General features: G+C 48.2%; 12 protein-coding genes, 1 tRNA gene and 1 pseudogene. 7 read left to right on the top strand and 7 right to left on the bottom strand.

The window, feature by feature from the left end; translation table 11 throughout:
* Positions 1-316: 316 nt before the first annotated feature.
* Both OGV79_RS06270 and evgA read right to left on the bottom strand, forming a co-directional pair.
* The gene (locus tag OGV79_RS06270) at positions 317-3,499 is read right to left on the bottom strand and encodes a response regulator (protein WP_286468171.1); all 3,183 of its coding nucleotides are present in this window, start codon (positions 3,497-3,499) and stop codon (positions 317-319) included.
* The gene (gene evgA / locus OGV79_RS06265; protein ID WP_371320451.1) at positions 3,499-4,122 is read right to left on the bottom strand and encodes an acid-sensing system DNA-binding response regulator EvgA; all 624 of its coding nucleotides are present in this window, start codon (positions 4,120-4,122) and stop codon (positions 3,499-3,501) included. The genes OGV79_RS06270 and evgA overlap by 1 nt, the downstream gene beginning before the upstream one ends.
* 566 nt (positions 4,123-4,688) lie before the next feature.
* Between evgA and OGV79_RS06260 the strand changes: the two genes are divergently transcribed.
* The 6 genes and pseudogenes from OGV79_RS06260 to OGV79_RS06235 all read left to right on the top strand — a co-directional run bounded on the left by OGV79_RS06260 (position 4,689) and on the right by OGV79_RS06235 (position 11,713).
* Complete coding sequence (locus OGV79_RS06260) at positions 4,689-5,342, top strand: DUF3313 domain-containing protein (protein ID WP_286468170.1); 654 nt, start codon at positions 4,689-4,691, stop codon at positions 5,340-5,342.
* Positions 5,343-5,497: 155 nt separating this feature from the next.
* Entirely contained in the window at positions 5,498-5,854 is a 357-nt protein-coding gene (locus OGV79_RS06255; RefSeq protein WP_286468169.1) for a DUF3302 domain-containing protein, read from the top strand.
* A 2-nt stretch (positions 5,855-5,856) separates the two neighbouring features.
* Positions 5,857-6,992, top strand: a pseudogene (locus tag OGV79_RS06250) (HlyD family secretion protein).
* A gap of 190 nt (positions 6,993-7,182) precedes the next feature.
* Positions 7,183-8,037, top strand: coding sequence for a helix-turn-helix domain-containing protein (locus OGV79_RS06245; RefSeq protein WP_286468167.1), 855 nt, complete (start codon positions 7,183-7,185; stop codon positions 8,035-8,037).
* Between the two features lie 422 nt (positions 8,038-8,459).
* Entirely contained in the window at positions 8,460-11,156 is a 2,697-nt protein-coding gene (locus tag OGV79_RS06240; RefSeq protein WP_286468166.1) for an autotransporter outer membrane beta-barrel domain-containing protein, read from the top strand.
* A 62-nt stretch (positions 11,157-11,218) separates the two neighbouring features.
* Positions 11,219-11,713, top strand: coding sequence for a helix-turn-helix transcriptional regulator (locus OGV79_RS06235; protein WP_123907424.1), 495 nt, complete (start codon positions 11,219-11,221; stop codon positions 11,711-11,713).
* A 134-nt stretch (positions 11,714-11,847) separates the two neighbouring features.
* Here the strand turns inward: OGV79_RS06235 and OGV79_RS06230 are convergent.
* Positions 11,848-11,923 (bottom strand) — tRNA-Phe (locus OGV79_RS06230).
* 105 nt (positions 11,924-12,028) lie between these two features.
* Positions 12,029-12,736 (bottom strand): DUF554 domain-containing protein, encoded by a 708-nt coding sequence (locus OGV79_RS06225; RefSeq protein WP_286468165.1) that lies wholly within the window; start codon positions 12,734-12,736, stop codon positions 12,029-12,031.
* Positions 12,737-13,163: 427 nt separating this feature from the next.
* On the opposite strand from OGV79_RS06225, the gene OGV79_RS06220 reads away from it, so the two are divergent.
* Positions 13,164-15,299, top strand: a complete 2,136-nt coding sequence (locus OGV79_RS06220) for an ornithine decarboxylase (RefSeq protein WP_286468164.1) — start codon at positions 13,164-13,166, stop codon at positions 15,297-15,299.
* A 72-nt stretch (positions 15,300-15,371) separates the two neighbouring features.
* On the opposite strand, the gene OGV79_RS06215 is transcribed toward OGV79_RS06220, so the two are convergent.
* The 3 genes from OGV79_RS06215 to OGV79_RS06205 all read right to left on the bottom strand — a co-directional run bounded on the left by OGV79_RS06215 (position 15,372) and on the right by OGV79_RS06205 (position 18,295).
* Positions 15,372-16,628 (bottom strand): nucleoside permease, encoded by a 1,257-nt coding sequence (locus OGV79_RS06215; protein WP_049010794.1) that lies wholly within the window; start codon positions 16,626-16,628, stop codon positions 15,372-15,374.
* A gap of 211 nt (positions 16,629-16,839) precedes the next feature.
* Positions 16,840-17,922 carry a membrane-bound lytic murein transglycosylase MltC gene (gene mltC / locus OGV79_RS06210; protein WP_065422798.1) on the bottom strand — a complete coding sequence of 361 codons (1,083 nt, stop codon included), beginning with the start codon at positions 17,920-17,922 and terminating at the stop codon, positions 16,840-16,842.
* 97 nt (positions 17,923-18,019) lie between these two features.
* On the bottom strand, positions 18,020-18,295 hold the full coding sequence (locus OGV79_RS06205) for an oxidative damage protection protein (RefSeq protein WP_012135077.1): 276 nt from the start codon (positions 18,293-18,295) through the stop codon (positions 18,020-18,022).
* Between the last annotated feature and the right edge of the window lie 23 nt (positions 18,296-18,318).

Below are 18,318 nucleotides of genomic sequence, written 5' to 3'. Positions count from 1 at the left end.
GTTTCTTCTATTTGTTCCCTTTCAAAAGAACAACGATCCAGTGATTGCCGTCTTTATTGAAATAAAAAACTATTTATGTGCCATAAAGATGAAATTTAACACTATCGCTATTGATAGGTGTGGTTTAATGGTTTGATGTCATTTGATAGTTGAAACTTGAAATGACGGTAAAAATGGATTTTTCTTAGGAAATATCCCAGGTTTAATTAACGAAATATATTCCGTCAGAACAAGGCTAATTTTACCTGGTTAACAACGGGACAACATCAGCGGCACCTTATTTTTCTGTCAGGCGCCGCCTACGCGTGTAGGAAGGTTATGGAATGAATGTTGCGATAGCCTGATCTAATTCATCAAGTAAGGCGTCGATGCGATCAAGGTCTGTGGCAAGGTCTGCGGCGGAAATGGCGTCAGGTAGTTTGTCTTCCAGCGACTGCGCTACTTTCATCAATGCCTTAACGCCCAGCAGTTGGGCAGTCCCGTTAATGCGATGAATATGGCGCTTCACGGTCAGATAATCTTCAGTATGCGCCGCTTGTCGGGCGGCGACTAAATCACGGCGGTTCTCCTGCTGTGCATCTTTTAACGCTGTAAGCATGAGCGCCCGGTTGCCTTGCGCCAGCATACCCAGCATTTCGATATCAAACATCGTATTGGCTGTCTCACACATTCCTGAAAGGAAGTGCGAGATTTGCGATAACGTAATCGGCTTGAAAATACAGGCATTCATGCCTGCCGCAAGACAGCGTTCGCGTTCATGTTCTTGCGCTGAGGCGGTCAACCCCCAGATGGTGAGGTCGCGATTAAATTTCCGTACCTGACGGGTAAGTTCAATGCCGTCCATTGTGGGCATATTGAGATCGGTAATAAGCAAATCATAATGCTGTTGCTGAAGGTGTCGTAAGGCCTCTTCGCCGTTTTCGGCTTCATCCGCAACAATACCTGACGTTGCAAGCTGGCGTTTCAGGAGCAGTCGACTGGAGGGATGATCGTCAACGATTAATACCCGCAGCGTCCCCTGAATAACGGGAGGGGGCGGGGGCGCGTCAATAGATACCGGCGTGATATCACGCGAGGTTTGCACGGGCAGGTTCAGCGTCAGGGTGGTTCCACGGTTTATTTCGCTTTGCAGCGCGATGGTTCCCCCCATTTGCGTCATCAATGCCCGGCTGATCGCTAACCCCAGGCCCGAACCGCGATGATGCTTACCCGCTTTCCCCTGACTAAAGGCGGTGAATAAACGGTTCTGTTCTTCAGTGCTAATACCCGGACCGGAGTCACTTACCGAGAGCGCCAGCATCGCGTTGGACTTTGTCGCCGAAATCCTGACATACCCTTGCTGCGTAAATTTAACCGCGTTGCCAATGAGGTTGGTGAGTACCTGCCCCAGCAATTGGGGGTCCAGAAGCATCGCCTCTTGCGGGTCCAGCTGCGAGTCATAACGCAGGTCGATCCCTTTTTGGGCCGCCAGTGCGCTAAACAGCGTCATTTTTTCTTTTATCAGAGCATCAACATTTACCCACTGCGGAACGGTGTCTAAGAGTCCTGATTCAATCTTTTCCAGATCGAGGATCTCGCCAATCAGTTTTAACAATGATCGCGAGGCCTGGGCAGCCTGATCCACCGATGCTTTATCCTCAGGGCTGAAGCGAGCGGGGGAGAGCTGCAAGAGTTCCAGAAATCCCATAATTGCACTGACCGGCGTTCGGATCTCGTGGCTCATATGGGAAAGAAACTCCCGCTTCTCTTCATTGGCTTGCTGTGCCTTGTTTCGTTCCGCCTCCAGTAAGCGTTGAGAACGTTTCCTTTGGCGGACTTTCCGCGACAGGTAAACGGCCCACAGCAAGCTGCTCACCACCAGCAACGTCGCCAGTATCGCCACCAGATAAAACGGTCTGTTATACAACTCCCAGGTATCAATTTTGACGTCCGGCAGGCGTATCCATTTACTGACGATCTGGAAAATCTCTTTTTGCGGGATATCATCCAGGGCTTTGTCCAGGATCTGCCGAAGTTCCGGTTCGGAACGGGGAACGGCAAAACTGATTGCCGCCGGCGCTTCACCAGCAATCGGGAGCCAGGCGAGCTGATCGGGATAATAATGCTCGCTCATATAGCGGGCCGTCAGCTGATTTGAAATGGCCGCGTCCACCTTTCCCGTCGCCACGAGATTCAAGGCTACGCTGGAGTTTTCCACCTCTTTCCATTGGATGCCGGGGTGTTGGGCTTTAAGCTTTTCCAGTAACGCGTGGTCGGCGCCGATCGCCACACTCATCCCCGCCCGTAGCGTGGTCTCCTGCGTATTCTCTTTTCTGACAACGGTGACGAATTGGGTGGTAATAAAGGGATGGGTAAAGGAGAGCGCGTTTTCACGGCTCAAGTCGTAGGTTGCGGCCTGCACAATATGCCAGTTGTTTTTCTTCATTTCAGAAACCATTTCTTCGTTCGATTTGACGACAATGGTTTCAAACTGCATACCGGTTTGCAGACCGATCAGATTCAGGATATCCCCCACCACGCCCCGCGTTTCCTGGTTACTGTCGACCATAGTGTAAGGCGCAAACCACGGGTTAATGATGACACGCAGTGTGCTATGACTTTTCAGCCACTGTTTCTCTCGGTTGGTCAGGTTAAGCGGCTCTAACAGAAAGGACAGATTGCCTTTATCGATCATTGACTGGGCTATTTGCCCATGCACATTTTCATCGATGGCGCTGAGCGTGTTATTCACAATTGTCAGCAGACGTTCCTGCGTTGGCAAAAATAAAAAGGCGCTTTTTTTCTGTGGTTCAGGCCAGTATTTCACCGTCGTCAACGCGAGGCTAAATTCCTGCGATAGCCAGGTACTGGTTGTCAGTGAGTCGCCAACAAACCAGGCGTTTTGCCCATGCGCGACGGAGCTGAGCGCTTCCTGATAGGTGGGATAATTGATGATCTCTGCGTTAGGAAATGACTGCTGAATAAACCCCTCATCAGGATAGTGATTCACAGTAGCGACACGGGTGCTTTGCGCACTCTGCAAGGGAACCATGACATTGGCTAACGACGTCACTAAATTTGGCCAGGAATGTACCAGCGGCTGCGAGGACAGAATGCCTTCTTCGGTGAAAGGGCGACTCTCCAGACCGGTCAATACCATATCGACTTCGCCCGCTTTCAGCGCATGAATTGCCGATTCCTGATTTTTCCAGGCCGTCACGCTGATGTGGGTGTTGAGTGAATGCTGAATCAGCGCAAGATAATCGGCATTCATCCCACGGTAACGTCCTGTAAGCGTGGTCTGCACGAGGGGCGATTGCTCTGGTTGATAAACCGCAACCTTAAGCGTTTTTTTCTGCTTCAGCCAGCGCTTATCATCCTCACTCAGATAAACAGGAACCGGCGTAATGTAATTGTAGCCCGACAACTCCAGCTCAACGGGTAGCTCATCCTGGGCATGAACGCCACGCCCGGTAATCGATAAAACAATGAGCACGAATATGGGCCATTTATTCATCATCAGGTCAGCTTATTTTGGTGGGCAAATGAGAGCAGCTCAATTAATGATTTGCAGCCTAACTTTTCCATTAACCGTGTTTTATAGGTGCTGACCGTTTTGCTGCTGATATGCATTGCATCGCCAATTTGTGAATTATCAAGACCATTAAGCATATAGCCCATCACCTTCATCTCCTGTGCCGAGAGGGATTCCAGGCGTTGTGCATCGGTTAACGCAACTGAGGGGGCTTCAAGGAAAAAAGGAAAATAGCTATAACCATTTTGCGCTGCGTTAATGGCGGCCAGAATGTTTTCCATATCCTGTTTTTTACTGATGAAAGCGTTAGCGCCCACCTGAGCGCAACGTTTGCTGTAGTAACGATCGTTTTTCGCGGACACGACGATCAGCACTCCGGTGAACTGCCGTGCTCTGAGCTTTTCTACCAGTTCGACGCCATTCACTCCGGGGATCTCGACATCCACGACAACAATATCCGCAGCCGTTTTTGTTAACGCTTCCAGCGCAGTCGCCCCGTCTTCATATTCGTTGATTACAGTAATGCGCTGTTTCTCCAGCACTCCACGGATAGCCAGACGCGCGAGGGGATGATCATCCACGATAATTGCAGTGCGTAACTTACTCATATTCATCCTGAAAGTTGTCATTCTGAATACAATATATACTAACGATAATAGCCTAAACGAGACGGGAGATGGATTTATATCGTGATGACTCAGGTGGTCATTGGCTACCAGACGTACTGCTGTGATCGACGGGTCGGTAGCGGATCTGGGGCTCTGCCGGGCGTTGGTGCAGCCACATCTGCAATGGACGCGCTGTCAAAAGATGAGTAGATGAATTTGATTTATCCGGCTTTAAGCCGGGATATGGCTACCAGGAGATATCGGGAGTTATTATTCTCCAGCTATCAGATATTCTCTGGCGTTGAAAAGTTCGATTTTACATTTTCAACTTTTTTGTATGGGAATTTGTGGTATGAAAACATCTGTATATATGAATTTATTTCATTTAAATCAATATGATACGTTATTTTAAAGGCTCGGGGCTGTGTGTCTGTATCCCAAAAAAGTAATTATGTTATGTAACTTTATATATTATTATTTATTCCTGTTTTCTATTCTTCTTTTATTTGTTCAATCAGTCTGAACCGGGAAGCACACAACACAGGATTATTTTCATGGAGGTTATAATGAGTATGAAATATGTTGCTACCATCATAGTGGTAACATCATTACTAACTGGTTGTGCAAATGACAGAGTAAAACCAGAGCAATATTCAGGGTTCCTGAAGGATTATTCATCCTTGAAACCAGCCATTTCTACTACCGGTGTGCCAGTTATGCGCTGGATCGATTCTAATGCTCATCTGGAAAATTATTCCAAAATTATTTATGAACCTGTTGTCTATTATCCTGAGCCTCGCTCATCAACTCAGGTAGGTGAAGCTGTTCTACAGGGGATTCTGGATTACACTAATCAGAGTATGAAAACAGCCGCCGCAAAGCGCTTTATGCTGGTTGATAAACCAGGCTCTGGCACCTTGATCTTCAGAGGGGCAATTACTGCTGTTGATACCAGTAATATGGGATTACAGTTTTATGAGGTAATCCCGATAGCGATGGTGCTGGCAGGAACACAGGTAATTAGCGGATACAGGACTCAGGAAACCAGACTCTACTTTGAAGGTGAATTGATTGATTCACAAAGTGGAAATGCCGTAGCTAAAGTGCTGAGAAAGGGGCAGGGTAAAGATCTTCCGAACAGTAACCAGTTACTTACAGTTGATGATTTGAAAGCGGTGATTGATAAAATGGCTTCCGATGCAGCTGTTTTTAACCTGTAATTTTGGGTTATGTTGTAGACAAGAACAGGGCTACGGCCCTGGATATTTTATTTCATTGTAGCGCCATCATAAGTACCTTAGCTATAAACTGAGAATCCATTTATTTGAAATAATGTAGTTAATTACATTTTTAAAATATAATTCAGTGAGGGTGTATGTTCCTGAACTATTTCTCTTTAGGAATGCTGTTTTTTGTATTCCTGATAATTTTTTATGGGGTCATCATGATTCATGATATTCCTTATATTATTGCAAAAAAACGTAATCATCCTCATGCTGACGCGATCCATACAGCTGGCTGGGTTAGCTTGTTTACACTGCATATCATCTGGCCTTTTTTGTGGATCTGGGCCACGCTCTATCAACCAGAACGTGGGTGGGGCATGCAGGCGAATGCCGCTCAGTCTGAAAGAAATCCTGATATAGACGCATTAACAAAACGTATTGCAGATCTGGAGACATTGGTAAATAAAACACATAACAAAATAGATAAAGAATCATCGGAGATTTAATTGTGGATTTGCTTATTATACTGACCTATATTGCACTGGCATGGACAGTTTTTAAATTATTCAGGATACCAGTAAATCAGTGGACACTTTCGTCAGCTGCTCTGGGCGGTATAGGGCTGGTTAGTGGGCTTATTTTATTAATGAACTATAACCATCCCTATACATTTACTGCCCAAAAAGCAGTGATTTCTGTTCCTGTGATCCCTCAGGTTACGGGAAGGGTAATTGAAGTCATTGACAAACCAAATCAACTAATTAAAAAAGGAGAAGTACTTTTTAAAATTGAGCCTGATAAATATCAGTCTCGCGTCGAGCGTTTACAGGCAGATTTAGTCACGGCCATCCATAATGTTGAGGTACTAAAGGCCCAGTTGTCTGAAGCTCAGGAAAATACCATACGAGTCTCAGTTGAACGCGACCGTCTTTATAAAGATTATCAACGCTATGTGAAGGGGAGCCAGGCTAAGGTAAATCCCTTTTCTGAAAGAGATATAGACAATGCCCGACAAAGTTATCTGTCTCAGGATGCAGTAGTAAAAGCTTCTGTTGCCGAACAGGCTCAGATTCAGAGTCAACTGGACAGTAAGGTAAATGGCGAACAGTCCCAGATTGTTAGTCTGAGAGCGCAACTTGCTGAAGCGAAATATAATCTTGCACAAACAATCGTCCGGGCCCCTGGAAATGGATACGTCACTCAGTTGTTGATTCAGCCCGGCACATATGCGTCTTCATTACCGCTTCGTCCCGTGATGGTCTTCATCCCGGAACAGAAACGACAGGTTGTAGCGCAGTTTCGTCAGAACTCATTGTTGCGTCTGAAACCTGGTGACGAAGCTGAAGTCGTGTTTAACGCCCTGCCAGGAAAAGTGTTTGAAGGGAAATTAATGAGTATTCTTCCTGTTGTGCCGGGGGAGCTTACCAGGCCGAGGGCACACTACAGGCACTAACCGTTACACCGGCAATGGATGGGGTGATGGTAACTATTGAACTTGAACATAATGAATATATTGATGTGTTACCCGACGGTGTTTCTGCGCAGGTAGCTGCATATTCGGAACATTTCTCGCATGTTTCCGTATTACGTAAGGTGCTTTTGCGTATGACAAGCTGGATGCATTATATTTATCTTGATCATTAATATTAATCAGCGAACGCAACCGGATGTAATTACTATGTTTGGTTGCATTGCCATCCTTGTTTTCTAACTTGAGAGATCTGTTTCTGGGCTAATGAACTCTGTTATCGGGAACCAATATAATGAAAATCAAAATGGGGATTAGTGAGCTATACTAATAATTACGCCACCTCATTGCCTGATGGGAGGTATTATGAATGTAAATTATTTAATACATGTGCATGCATTGTTGCAGTGGATCGAAGATCACCTTTCCGAAGAGTTAACGATAGAATTGCTTAGTCAAAAATCCGGGTATAGCAGTAGCTACTTACAAAAAGTATTTAAAGATATTACCGGTGATTCATTATCAAAATATGTTCGTGGTCGACGAATGTTTAAGGCTGGCGTATTTCTATGTTTTACCAGAGCCAGTGTTGGATATATTTCTGAGGTTTTAAAGTTTAATTCAATAAGTGCCTTTTCACGTTCTTTTAAAAATACTTTTGGGGTTTCCCCCCAGGATTTCAGGAGAAAAGGAGTTTTAAATGTCAGCAACACGATTGCAAAGGCCGAAGTGTTTAAGATTCCATGTGAAATTAAAACTATCAGTATGATTGATAATGCCAGTATCAGATTATACGGTCAATATTTTAACTATAGTGTAGATGCTATTGATTTTGATAAACCGCACTTCAATCAGCGGAAGCGTTTTAGGAAAAAGTTCTTTCAACATCTGGGATATACACCCGAGCATTATTATGCCACTTCCCAATATTCACCTTCATGGCGAAGCGAGAGAGAAGTAGATATAAAATATTTTGTTGGATTAGCAGAACAACCTGATGGTATTGCTGGACTGGAGAATGCTGAATTTTGCTTACACTCAAATAAAATAGCCTGTTTTTATGCAGAGGGAATGTTTGTTAACCCTTTCTATATAGCGTTGTCAGCTAACATGAAAAGTATGTCGGAATTATTCACCGGATGGAACTGTAATTGGGATCTGGAATGTTTTTTAACTCATAACAGATTTACTGAATATCGCTATATTATTCCTGTATCCTGATGTTAATAAACTGGCTTGATACTTTACCACAGTGCTTTGTATCTGGTTCATGCTAGCTTTACATATAAATAGACTACTTTACGAAATATCACAGGAGTAATAGGGCGGAAATTTAACAGTCATGTCCAGCATCTCCGCAATCTTTGTTGCGACCCAGAGATATCAAGGGCTTTACTGTTTTAATAAACAGCATGTTAGCTAATGGAGTTATAACTGTTCTTAATAACTAAGAAGTGAAAATGTCAAATGTTGCTGCAATTAAATCCAACAATTGTGTGAGATTATAATATTATTGCTACAGATTATATGAGACATGTTTTCATTTATGATTTAGCTGTCGTTGCAGTAATTATCTGTAATTTTTTTTCGGATTGATGACTATCAAGCAATAGTCGTCTCTTTTGTCTGGAGTGAGAGTAATTGTGAAAAAGAAGTATCTGAGTTGTGCTGTCTCTTTTGTGTTGTCTGTAGGAGCAGAAGCTGCTCCTGTCTATTGGACAGGAAATACCAGTGACTGGTCAGATAGCCAAAACTGGGATATCGGAATATTGCCTGGCGAAAATGATGAGGTATATATAGATGGTCCTAATGGACACTTTCCAATAATTACTGATGATATCTCAGTCAGTAGTATTGATAATAACTATCACCTTGCCGTTAATGATGCGAAGCTCGTCGTCGCCAACACGCTTCGCGTAGGCATTGCCGAACCGGACCTTGGAGGGGAGAGCTTGACAGGAAGACTCTCCCTTTTAAATGCAACAGTCGATGCCTCTGAAATTACAGTTGGCGGCGGGAGTACGGAATATACTGGATTTCTTAACGCAGTATCTTCAGAAATTAATACAAAAAATCTGTTAATTGGTTATCTGTATGGTAACGGCCATGGGACTCTTAGTGAGTCCAGTCTGTCGACTGAGGCGATCCTTGTGGGTACTAATCGGGGGACCGGGCAGCTGGATATCCGCAATTCTGAGGTCAGTACCACTTATTTATATATTGGTTACACGATGGGGCAAGGGATTGTTAATGTTGACAACTCGAGAGTCAATGTTTTTGGGCCGGGGACAATAGCGATAGTCGGTGAGCGGGCAGGAGGTGATGGGGTACTTAATATTACTAATGGTGGTATTGTTACATCTTTTCGTCTTTTGTCAAGCGTCTTAGGGGGGCATGGTGAAATAAATGTTTCTGGTCAAAACTCTTCCCTGAGTACTAACTCTCTGACTCTTGCTCAATCTGGATCGGCAATAATGACTGTTTCAGATGGTGGCGAGATAAATACTACCAGTGAGTTTTTGATTGCGGATCAGCAAGGCAGTAACGGTGTGTTGAATATAGGTAACAACAGCGCCCCAGGTTACGTTAACTCCAGAGTTATTAAGTTTGGCAATGGAGCTGGTATGATCAATTTCTCACATACCAGCGATGATTATAAATTTCTTTCCCAAATTACAGGTGACGGGACGGTAAATATCTGGAGTGGTTCGACGACTTTACAGGGTGGTAATGACTACACAGGAAACACTAATCTTCATGGTGGGTATTTACGCGCTGGTAGCGATAACGCATTTAGTGCTGGTTCTGATTTTAACATCGGTAAAGATGGTGTTCTCGATCTAAATGGTTATGCTCAAACGGTGGGTACTGTCTATCACGATGGTACCATTTACATGAATGAAGCCGCTTCATCTGCTGGCACTACGTTGACTGTCGATGGTGATTATCATGGTCAGGGAGGAACTCTGGTCTTTAATTCTCAGCTGGCAGGCGATGCTTCTATTACAGATAGTATGCATATCACAGGTGATACAGACGGTAGCAGCTACGTAACAGTAAATAATCTGGGTGGGCAAGGCGCTCAAACTGTCGAAGGCATTGAGATTATTCGCGTTGATGGTAATTCAGATGGTCAATTTATCCAGCGCGGTCGTATTGTTGCCGGCGCTTATGATTATAACCTTGTGCAGGGCGGCAATGGAGGTAACAGTAATAACTGGTACCTGACCAGCAGCACAGAACCTGTGGACCCAACAGAGCCGGTTGACCCGACAGAACCCGTAGACCCAACAGAGCCGGTTGATCCGACAGAACCTGTGGACCCAATAGGGCCGGTTGATCCGACAGAACCACCGTCACCACCTGTATTCCCGAATACCAGCATCTCCCGCCCGGAGGCCGGTAGTTACATGACCAACCTCGCAGCGGCAAATGAGATGTTCATGACCAGGCTTGAGGACCGTGGCGGTGACCGCATGTACACCGATCCGTTCACTGGTGAAAAGAAGCTGACCAGTATGTGGATACGTACGGAAGGGCGACACCTTGACAGCCGGGACAGCAGCGGTCAACTCAATACGGACGAGAATCGCTATGTCATCCAGATGGGCGGTGATATTGCCAGCGGCACCTACACCGGCACGGACATCTGGCGGACTGGTTTGATGGCCGGCTACGGCAGCAGCCACAGTACCACGGACTCCTCCCTGACGGGTTATCGCTCAGAAGGAAACGTCAGCGGCTACAGCGTTGGGCTATACGGAACCTGGTTCAGGAATGCGGATCAGCGTACTGGCGCGTATATCGACACATGGCTGCAATATGCGTGGTATGACAACGAAGTGCAGGGAAAAGGACTTGCGAAAGAGAAGTATGACTCGGATGGCCTGCTGGCCTCAGTTGAGGGCGGATATACATTCCATCTGTGGGGAGATAAACATAATGATGTCTTCATCCAGCCACAGGCACAGGTGGTGTGGAGCGGGGTGACGATGGATGAGCACCGTGAAACTAACGGAACTCGAGTAGCTGGTAAGGGTGAAAATAATACGCAGTCCCGGTTGGGCGTGAAGGCCTTTATGGAACATCGCTCCGGTAAGGAGAGCGTCTGGAAACCTTACCTGGCAGCGAACTGGCTGCATAACAGTGAGAAAAGTGGGGTCAGAATGGATGACGTGACGCTGTACGACGAGGGCCGTAAGGACATTGGAGAAGCTAAGCTGGGTGTTGAAGCCAGCCTGATAGAGAAGCTGAGCGTACAGGTTGGCGTGAGTTCCCGCTTCGGCAGCGATAATTACCGTGACACGGGTGGCGGTATTAGCATGCGCTATGAGTTTTAACTTTCGTGTGCCGTATCAGTAAAGGCCCCATAGGGGGCCTTCAGCCTATAGGTTTTTTCAATATGATAACAACGCCATTAGATCAATTCGCGCTGTCAGGCTTAAATGAACTGGTTAAATCCATTATTCCTGCAACAGAACAAAGAAGAATGTTATTTGTGCAAGATATTGATTTGATCACTGCATGTTACTGCCGACAGTTATCTGATGATGTTGTGATTATACCACTTAGTTCGTGGGGAATATCTTCCTGCGGAACTATATCGTTGCAGGATAATACTTCAGATATTCGTGAGGCGTTAAAATGTACGCTACAAAGAAAATCTGATGAAACATGTCGATACTGCCAGCTCATCAGTGAATTAACATTAAGGGAACTCGGTATCATTCGGTTGATGAAATATTCTGACAGCATGCCAGGAGTTCGTCTAATGACAAGAATAAGCAGAAAAACGGTATATACCCATCAATCGAATATTAGAAAAAAGGCAGGTTTCAAAACAAGGAGCCAGTTTCTGGCATGGTGCAAAGCTGTCTCCGGGTCGCTAACAATTTGAATCGACCAATGCAAACGCTGTTGTCGCTGTCAGAGGCAACGGCGGTGTTCATGTGAACATGGGGAAGACAGTTATGAGCCAAAGGAAGAGGAATAGCAAAAACGGACCTCCGTGGAGGTCCGTTGATATGAATTTGGTGCCCGGACTCGGAATCGAACCAAGGACACGGGGATTTTCAATCCCCTGCTCTACCGACTGAGCTATCCGGGCAACGGGGCGCATTAAAACCGATTCGCTTCGTTTCGTCAACGAAATTTCTTCAAATCCATGCAGACTGCACAATCTATCACCAGATTGTTGGTATTGCACGCATTTTCAGGCAAAAAACGCGGTCCACGCGGCGGAAAGCGGCATCGCCAGGAGCAGGGCGGGGAGCATATTGACCACCGCAAACATCTTGATTCCGCAAATACGTAGACCGGTCGCCAGCAGCAGTAATCCGCCTACGGCACTAAAATCTGCCATCATCGCCGGGGTGGTGAGCGGTAAAATTAAGGCCGCGCAGGTGGCGAGCAATAGCTGGATAACCAACATAGGGGCGGAAATAACGGCGACGGCGACTCCCAGCGAGCAGGCGAAGATCATGGCCGTGAAGAAATCGAGAAACGATTTTGCGATGAGAATGCTCGGGTCGCCGGTCATGCCTTCATGCATCGCGCCGAAAATGCCGGTTCCGCTGGCGCAAAAAAGAACAATAATGGCGACATAGTTCTGAATAAAGATGTCGTGGACGGCTTTCTTCCCCGGTTTCTTAATCAGTTGCTGCGCTTTCGTCACCGCCGTGTTGATGCCTTTTTCCAGGTAACAAAACTCGCCGATAAGCGCGCCGATGATTGTTGCCAGAACCATCACCGGAAGATTAGCGCATTTTATGACCAGTAAAATACCGATCCCCAGCGATGCCAGCCCGAAAATAGAGGTCATTGAGACACGAATCCGTTCCGGTAAACGCTGGCTGAGAAGCGCGCCAAGCACGCCTCCAGCTAAAACGGCGCTGGCGTTAATAAAAGGCCCGATTACCACAGTCGCTCCTGTTATTTGTTTTATCTGATTGCATTATTATGCCCCGAATATCACGCATTATGCGCGTTTGTCGATGGCGCGTATGTCCGGGATTTGATCTTGCGCCCCCAGGGGAAAGGTGCCATGATTGCGCGAATTTTCTCCTGTTTGTACGGGGCTGCCTGGGATGACCATATTACCCTTACATCGCCTTCAACTTCGCCTTTCTGCGCGACGATTGCCCCTTTCTTTGATCTCCCTTCATTCTCTCACCATGCGGTGAGGGCAGCGCACGCTCACTGCGGGACAACAGTAAGATCAGAGGCTGTCTGCTTTTACTGATGTCTGGCGGTCGGAGCTGGTGACCAGTTTGACCCAACATTTCGTGGGGCAGGGTAATGTTACCTTGCCCGGGACTTCTATTCTCCCGAAACGGGTTTTTGCGCTTATGAAATCAATGAATATTGCCGCCAGTGGTGAACTGGTCTCCCGCCTGTCTACCCACCGCCATGTGGTGGCGCTGGACGGCACTGACTTTACTGATGTCGCGGCAGTCGTCATTACCGTTGCGGATAGTCGCAGCGGCATCCTGGCATTGCTTAAACGCACCGGTTTTCATTTGCCGGTGTTTATTCTCTCTGACGATCATGTTGATGCGCCTGCCGGTGTTGAGGCGGTGATAAGCGGCAACGCGCAGGACTGGCTGGAACTGGAGTCGGCCGCCTGCCGTTATGAAGAGAATCTGCTGCCGCCGTTTTATGACACGCTGACCCAGTATGTCGATATGGGTAACAGCACCTTTGCCTGCCCGGGCCATCAGCACGGTGAGTTTTTCAGAAAACACCCGGCCGGTCGGCATTTTTATGACTTCTTCGGCGAAAACCTCTTTCGGGCGGATATGTGCAACGCCGACGTAAAGCTGGGGGATCTGCTCATTCATGAGGGATCGGCCAAGCATGCGCAGAAGTTTGCGGCGAAAGTCTTTCATGCGGATAAAACGTATTTCGTGCTGAATGGCACCTCGGCGGCGAATAAGGTTGTGACCAACGCGCTGCTGACGCGCGGCGATCTGGTGCTGTTCGATCGTAACAACCATAAATCAAACCACCACGGGGCGTTGATTCAGGCGGGCGCCACGCCGGTCTATCTCGAAGCCGCGCGTAACCCGTTTGGTTTTATCGGCGGCATTGATGAGCACTGTTTTGACGAGGCATACCTGCGTGAGCAGATCCGCGAGGTCGCCCCGCAGAAAGCCGATCGGCCGCGCCCGTTTCGTCTGGCCGTCATTCAACTGGGGACGTATGACGGCACGATCTACAACGCCCGTCAGGTCATCGACAAAATCGGCAGTCTGTGTGATTACATCCTGTTTGACTCCGCCTGGGTCGGGTATGAGCAATTTATTCCGATGATGGCGGACGGTTCGCCGCTACTGCTGGCGCTGAACGAAAACGATCCGGGAATTTTTGTTACGCAGTCGGTACACAAGCAGCAGGCTGGTTTCTCGCAAACCTCGCAGATTCACAAAAAGGACAACCACATTCGCGGTCAGGCGCGTTTTTGCCCGCACAAGCGCCTGAATAACGCCTTTATGCTGCATGCTTCCACCAGTCCGTTCTACCCGTTGTTTGCTGCGCTGGATGTCAATGCCAAAATCCATGAAGGGGAGAGCGGTCGCCGCCTGTGGGCAGAGTGCGTGGCGCTGGGCATCGAGGCGCGCAAGGCGATACTCGCCCGCTGCAAACTGCTTCAGCCATTCATTCCGCCGCTTGTGGACGGTAAACCGTGGCAGGATCATCCAACGGAACTGATTGCCAGCGATCGACGCTTCTTCAGCTTTGAACCCGGGGCGAAATGGCATGGCTTTGCAGGCTATGCGGAGGATCAGTATTTTGTCGATCCGTGCAAACTGCTGCTGACCACGCCGGGCATTGATGCTGAAACCGGGCGCTATACCGACTTTGGTATCCCGGCCACCATTCTGGCGCACTATCTGCGTGAGAACGGCATCGTGCCGGAAAAATGCGATCTCAACTCGATTTTGTTCCTGCTGACGCCTGCCGAAAGCGAAGCCAAAATGGCGCAACTGGTGGCGATGCTGGCCCAGTTCGAACAACATATCGAAGACGACACGCCGCTGGCGGATGTGCTGCCGACCATCTTTAACAAATATCCGGTACGTTACCGCGACTACACCCTGCGCCAGTTATGCCAGGAGATGCACGATCTGTACGTCAGTTTTGACGTGAAAGATCTGCAAAAAGCGATGTTCCGCAAAGAGAGCCTGCCTGCGGTGGCGATGAATCCGCAGGATGCCAATAGCGCTTTTATTCGCGGCGATGTTGAGTTAGTTCGTATTCGTGACGCTGAAGGGCGTATCGCGGCAGAAGGTGCGCTGCCATATCCTCCGGGCGTGCTGTGCGTCGTGCCGGGTGAAGTGTGGGGTGGGGCGGTGCAGCGCTACTTCCTGGCGCTGGAAGAGGGCGTCAATTTGCTACCCGGCTTCTCGCCTGAGTTGCAGGGAGTTTACAGCGAAACTGATGCCGATGGGATTAAACGTCTGTATGGCTATGTGCTGAAATAAGTTCGCGTTATCCGGCCTATGGGGCGACTCCCTTGTAGGCCGGATAAGCATTAGCGCCATCCGGCGTAAAGATTAATGCGCGATAGTCTGCGCGCCTGCCGGAACGCGAACGTGTTTGTATTTAAACAGCGCCACGAACGCAAAGGCCAGAACCAGAGAGTAGCCTGCGAAAATCAGCCACACGGTCTGCCAGTCGGTAATGCCGTTCAGGGTGTAGTGTTCCACCACTTTACCGCTCACGACGCCGCCAAGGATACAACCGAAGCCGTTAGTCATCATCAGGAACATGCCCTGCGCACTGGCGCGGATTTCAGGGCGTACCTCTTTTTCCACAAACACCGAACCGGAGATGTTGAAGAAGTCGAAGGCGCAGCCATAAACAATCATCGACAGAACCAGCAGCACGGTACCGAACGGCGTTGGGTCGCCATAAGCGAACAGGCCAAAGCGCAGCATCCAGGCCACGATACTGATCAGCATGACGTTCTTAATACCGTAACGGCTTAAGAAGAACGGAATGGTCAGGATGAACAGCGTCTCGGAAATTTGCGAAATCGACATCATGACCGAGGCATGCTGCACGATAAAGCTGCTGGCGAACAGCGGATCTTTATCAAAGCTGTGCAGGAAGGTGTTACCGAACATATTGGTAATTTGCAGCTCGGCGCCCAGCATCATGGAGAAGATAAAGAAAATCGCCATGCGTTTGTTTTTGAACAGCGCGAAAGCATCCAGCCCCAGCATTGAAGTCCAGCTTTGGTTCTTCTGCTGTCTGGCAACCGGAATGTGCGGCAGCGTAAGCGTAAACAGTACCAGAATGACGGAAAGCGCCGCGCCGATGTACAGCTGCATATGGCTCAGTTCAAAGCCAGAGAAGCTTACGCCCCACATCGCCATAATAAAGCCGATGGTGCCCCAGATACGAATAGGCGGGAAGTCGGTGACGATGTCCATCCCTGCGGATTGCAGGCGGTAGTAGGAGATGGTGTTGATCAACCCTAACGTTGGCATATAGGCCAGCGAGTTAAGCAAGATCACAAAGAACATGGCGCCTGGCGTGGTCACTTCGGCAGCCATGAACAATGTTGCAGCGCCAACGACGTGGCAAATGGCGTATACCCATTTCGCACTCAACCATTTGTCGGCCACAATCCCTAACAGCGTGGGCATAAAGACGGCGGCAATCCCCAGCGAGCTATACACAGCACCGATGGATGCACCGTCGAATTTAAGGGTGACAAACATATATGAGCCGAGGGTGGTAAGCCAGCTTCCCCACAGGCAGAACTGCAGAAAGGAGAGGACTTTCAGCTGCAGCTTAAGATTCATGTTAATTTCCTCACACCATATAGCGGATGAATGTTTTAAAAGGCACATTTGCCGTTGCAATATGATGTGATTCTATCAATGAGGAAAGGGTATTTTTTGTTACCTGTGACAAATATTTGCAAACAATTTCTAATTGCAAAGCAAAAGAGTGATGGAGTTAACACTTTTCGGCCTTCCCGCCCCAGTGCGATCGGGGGCGGGAACGGCGAGATTACTTCCGACGGTAGGATTTCTGGGTGGCATTGACCTTATACAGATAGCGACGCGATTCCGCAGAAGGATGTCGCGTGGTTAATGTCTGGTACACATCGCCCGGGGACATACTGTTGATAATGTTTGCCGCCTGAACCTTATCGTTAGAGAAAACGCGCAGCACGCTGCCTGCACCGCCGTTATAGGCGGTGATCACCGCGTAACGACGCGATGTTGGATTATCAATGCCGCCTAAATAGACATTGTTGAGCATCGCCAGATAAGCGGTGCCGGTATCAATGTTGCTGGCAGGATCGAACAGGAAACTGCGGCCTGGCGTGCCCGATTTCCCCTGTGAACGGAATACGTCTTTCCCGGCGGTGTGCTGTACTACCTGCATCAGCCCCAGCGCGTCGGAACGGCTGACCGCATACGGGTTGAAAGAGGACTCGGTTTGCATAATCGCCAGAATCAGCGACTCATCAACGCCGTATTTGCGTGAGGCCTGGCGAACCATGCCAACATATTTATGCGCACGTTTATCCAGGTGGTTCGGCACCAGATTGATCGTCACGCTGTAGATGATGCGCAGACCGTTACTGCGACTCTTAAGACGCGTTTTCAGCAGATAGTCAGCGAAGTTGGTTGCGCGTCCCTCCCAGCGAATGGGTTGCCCGGTATTATCGACCACCTGACCATACAGGAACGGCTCTCTGGAGATCTGAATATCATCGACGTCGGAGTAGAGGTCGACCGAACCGGGATCGTCGCCCATTAACAGCGTCTTGATGATCGCGCGACGCAGGTGCGCGGCGGGCTCTGTTCCGGCAATGGTTTCGACGGTGATGGTACCGTCGTCAAAGTTGATGTGGCTGCGGGTCTGATACTGGTCAGTGTACTTCACGTAGTCCTTCGGACCCGCGATCAACACTTCCTTGAACCCCCACAGATTCTCAATGTTATGGGCAAACTGCCCCATCAGAATATCAAAACCGTTGGTATCCTTGACCCAGGCTTCATTATAGGTATCGCCTTTTTTGGTCGAACTGGAACAGGAGATGAGCAACGGCGCAACAAGAGCAAGCGCGAAAAATTTTTTCATCATTCCGGGAGTGCGTGTTGTGTTTGTTGTTGTATCGTTTTGCCGGATGGCGGTGCAAGCACCTTATCCGGCCTACGAGATTGCCAGCAAGAGATGCTTATTTTTTCTCTTCCGGCGTATAGCCTTCAATATGCACGTCTTTCCCTTCAAACAGGAAGTTGATCATCTCCTGCTCCAGCAGTTTGCGGTGCTCGACGTTCATCATGTTGAGTTTCTTTTCGTTGATCAGCATGGTTTGCTTATGCTGCCACTGCGCCCACGCTTCTTTAGAGATCTCGTTGTAGATGCGTTTCCCCAGTTCGCCCGGGTACAGCTGAAAATCCTGGCCTTCCGCTTCACGTTGCAGGAAAGTACAAAAAATGGTTCTGCTCATAAAAAATCCTCTTTATCGACCGG

Source organism: Citrobacter sp. CK185 (assembly GCF_030333565.1).
In the GTDB taxonomy this organism is placed as follows: Bacteria; Pseudomonadota; Gammaproteobacteria; order Enterobacterales; family Enterobacteriaceae; genus Citrobacter_B; species Citrobacter_B koseri.
The sequence above is the reverse complement of the archived record's forward strand: the minus strand, read 5'-3'. Positions and strand labels throughout refer to the sequence as shown.